General features: G+C 67.5%; 2 pseudogenes. Both read right to left on the bottom strand.

Annotated features, from left to right (window positions below):
- Positions 1-54: 54 nt before the first annotated feature.
- Positions 55-899, bottom strand: a pseudogene (locus tag BO39_RS29485) (IS110 family RNA-guided transposase); the annotation flags it as partial.
- Between the two features lie 81 nt (positions 900-980).
- Positions 981-1,094 (bottom strand): annotated as a pseudogene (locus BO39_RS35575) (IS3 family transposase); the annotation flags it as partial.

The raw sequence follows: 1,094 nt of genomic DNA, 5'->3' as shown, positions 1-1,094 counted from the left end.
CATCAACAGCGTCGAATCAGAACCCGCGAGTCCGTGCAAGCCTGAAGTGCTCTAAGAGCCCGTCACCAACAGGCGACGCAGGTAGCCGTCACCTCGCTTGCTGATCGGGCCGAGCCGCTCCTTGCCGCCTGTTGAGCGCTGACGAGGAACGAGGCCGATCCAGGCCGCGAAGTGTCGGCCAGAGGTGAACTGCGCGGGGTCAGGTGCGGTGGCCGCAATCGCTGAGGCCGTGATCGGACCGATGCCGGGGATGGTCGCCAACCGTTGGCTGATCTCGTTGGCGCGGTGCCAGGCAAGGATCTTTGCCTCAAGCGCCCTCTCGCGCGCCTCGGCCTCGCCCAGCTTAGATGCGAGTTCCTGGATGACCTCCCGCGCCAGCTCAGGCAGTTCGGCCGACGAAGGGTCGAGCACCTCCTCCAAGAGCCGCCGCAGCCCAGCGCGGCCCTGTGGGCCGACCATCCCAAACTCGGCGAGATGGGCACGGATGGCGTTGCCGAGCGAGCGTCGCTGAGCGATCACCAGGCTGCGGGCCCGATGCAGCATCAGCACCGCCTGCTGCTCGCGTGCCTTGACGGGCACAAACCGCATGGTGGGCCGCATGACCGCCTCACAGATCCCCTCGGCATCGGCGGCGTCGTTCTTGTTGCGCTTGACGTACGCCTTGACGTAGCTCGGCGGTACGAGCCGGACCTGGTGGCCCAAAGCCTGCAGCTTGCGTGCCCAGTGGTGCGCCGTTGCACAGGCCTCGATGCCGATGGTGCACGGGGGAGCGCCCGGAATACGTCCAGCACCTGGGCGCGCCGGACACGCTGCCGCAGCACCGGCTTTCCCGTCGCGTCCGCCCCATGCAACTGGAACACGTGCTTGGCAATGTCGAGCCCGATCGTCGTCACCTGCATGGCTGTCTCTCCTCAGCTTCGATGCACTGTTGGCCAGCTTGGCACAGCCGGTGCCAGGAAGTGGGGCCGTCCATCCCATCAGACCTGCTTCGGCCGCTCCGGCCGCAGTCGTACGCAGGAGCCGTCATTCAGCCACAGCCGCCCACGTTTGGGCTGCCGGGCGGGCACCTTCAGGCCCTCGCGCCGCCAGATGCG

It is taken from the genome of Roseomonas aerilata DSM 19363 (assembly GCF_000711725.1).
Lineage (GTDB): Bacteria > Pseudomonadota > Alphaproteobacteria > Acetobacterales > Acetobacteraceae > Roseomonas > Roseomonas aerilata.
Note: the sequence above shows the minus strand (reverse complement) of the source record. Positions and strands in the feature narration are given on the sequence as shown.